Genomic DNA, 1,170 nt, shown 5'->3' with positions numbered 1-1,170 from the left:
AACCGTCGGGGCGTGGCTTCTTCGGTGCGTTCCTGACCGTCTGACTCTGCCAAACCAGCCTCCTAACAATCCAAGCGAATGAGGCTACAAATCTGCTCCTCACCCAATGCCCAGTACAATTCATAATGACTGTATAGACCAGCCAAGATGTACCAACAAATCAATAGACCCACCATCAACGCAAATGCAAAACCGAGCGAGAAAATGTTCAGCTGAGGCGCGGCACGCGTCATTACACCAAACGACAGGTTGATAGTAAGCAGCGCGATGATGCCAGATAGCGACATACTCAGAGCGGTTTTGAACATAATGCCAAGCCAACCCGCCATATCACGAAAATCCACCGCGGTAAGCGTGCCCGACCCTATCGGTAGGGTTTTAAAGCTGAACACCACTAGTTGCAGCATTTTTAAGTGACCATCGGTTGCGAGGAAAAACATGGTGGTCAAGAACATGAATAATTGACCAAGCAATGGCGTGTTCTGACCATTGGCAGGATCGACCATCGACGCAAAACCCAAGCTCGATTGCATACCAAGGATTTGCCCGAGCAACACAAACGTTTGGATCATAAATTGCGTCACCATGCCCATCGCGACGCCAATGATCATCTGCTCTGCGATGGTCATAAAACCACGAAATGAGAGCAGTTGAATGTCTTGCGGAACAGCAGGAATAGCGGGCATCACGGCAAAAGTAATCGCAAGGCCGAGATACAAACGAATACGAGGAGAAACAAAGCGAGCGCCAGTAACGGTCATCACCATCAACATCGACGAGATACGAACGTACGGCCAAAAATAATTGGCTATCCAGTCTAAGATGATTTGAGTGGGATACTCCATACCAGCCTCTAGTACAGAACCTGAGGCAAGCGCTCAATCAAGCCGAAGAAATATTCCATCAGCATTTGCGTCATCCAGTGACCAAACAGCATCAAAGCTAACAAAGTCACGATCAAACGAGGTAAGAAGCTTAATGTCTGTTCGTTAATTGACGTCGCGGCTTGAAAAATCGCCACGACCAAACCGATGAGCAAACTGGGGATAATAATGGCACAGACCATGATCAACACCATCCACAGTGCCTCACGGAAAAGCTCGACAAACATTTCAGGAGTCATGTCTTACCTCTTTTCTCTGTGCCAACCTAAAGGGCGAAACTGCCGGC

2 protein-coding genes are annotated in these 1,170 nt (G+C 48.3%); both read right to left on the bottom strand.

What is annotated here, in order from left to right; all coding sequences use genetic code 11:
* Positions 1-62 precede the first annotated feature (62 nt).
* Positions 63-845 carry a flagellar biosynthetic protein FliR gene (fliR, locus tag R8O70_RS25765; protein ID WP_005481059.1) on the bottom strand — a complete coding sequence of 261 codons (783 nt, stop codon included), beginning with the start codon at positions 843-845 and terminating at the stop codon, positions 63-65.
* A gap of 8 nt (positions 846-853) precedes the next feature.
* Entirely contained in the window at positions 854-1,123 is a 270-nt protein-coding gene (fliQ, locus tag R8O70_RS25760; protein ID WP_005457784.1) for a flagellar biosynthesis protein FliQ, read from the bottom strand.
* Positions 1,124-1,170 lie beyond the last annotated feature (47 nt).

Origin of the sequence: Vibrio sp. 779(2023) (genome assembly GCF_033344285.1) — a bacterium.
In the GTDB taxonomy this organism is placed as follows: domain Bacteria; phylum Pseudomonadota; class Gammaproteobacteria; order Enterobacterales; family Vibrionaceae; genus Vibrio; species Vibrio alginolyticus.
This window is presented reverse-complemented; position numbering and strand designations above follow the sequence as displayed.